Origin of the sequence: Haemophilus haemolyticus, from assembly GCF_003490935.1 — a bacterium.
Taxonomy (GTDB): Bacteria; Pseudomonadota; Gammaproteobacteria; order Enterobacterales; family Pasteurellaceae; genus Haemophilus; species Haemophilus haemolyticus_M.
In genome coordinates, this window is sequence record NZ_QQGD01000021.1 from 1 (window position 1) to 587 (window position 587).

The 587-nt window shown below is 42.4% G+C and carries 2 tRNA genes and 1 rRNA gene; all 3 read right to left on the minus strand.

The annotated features are described in order from the left end of the window. Positions 1 to 193: 193 nt before the first annotated feature. Positions 194 to 269: transfer RNA gene (locus DV417_RS09355), tRNA-Ala, on the minus strand. Between the two features lie 78 nt (positions 270 to 347). Further along, a tRNA-Ile gene (locus tag DV417_RS09360) sits at positions 348 to 424 on the minus strand. 79 nt (positions 425 to 503) lie between these two features. After that, positions 504 to 587 (minus strand): 16S ribosomal RNA (locus DV417_RS09365); the annotation flags it as partial.

Genomic DNA, 587 nt, shown 5'->3' on the forward strand with positions numbered 1-587 from the left:
GCAAAATAGGTTTTGTTTTTAGATTTCCCTTTTCAGTTCCCTCTTTTCACTTTTCTATTTTGCCTACTCAGACTTTCTCTCGAAAATCTCTTGTTTTCAGCTTGTTTCCAATTTTTTAAAGAACAGTTGACAAAACTTTTCAGTTATCATCGTTAAATAAACTAAATGAATAAATTTATTTAACGATGATAAGTGGTGGAGATAAGCGGGATCGAACCGCTGACCTCCTGCGTGCAAGGCAGGCGCTCTCCCAGCTGAGCTATATCCCCATTTCATCATAATTTAATAACTAATCATTTATGTCTTAGTTACTTACACTACACCTTTCGCTTCACTCACTCTCAGAGTGGTGGGTCTGAGTGGACTTGAACCACCGACCTCACCCTTATCAGGGGTGCGCTCTAACCACCTGAGCTACAGACCCAAGGGTAATGTTTTCCTCTGCTCATTTGTCTACAATTATCAGCCAATCTGTGTGAGCACTCGCTGTCTCTCGTCTTTGGTAAGGAGGTGATCCAACCGCAGGTTCCCCTACGGTTACCTTGTTACGACTTCACCCCAGTCATGAATCATACCGTGGTAAACGC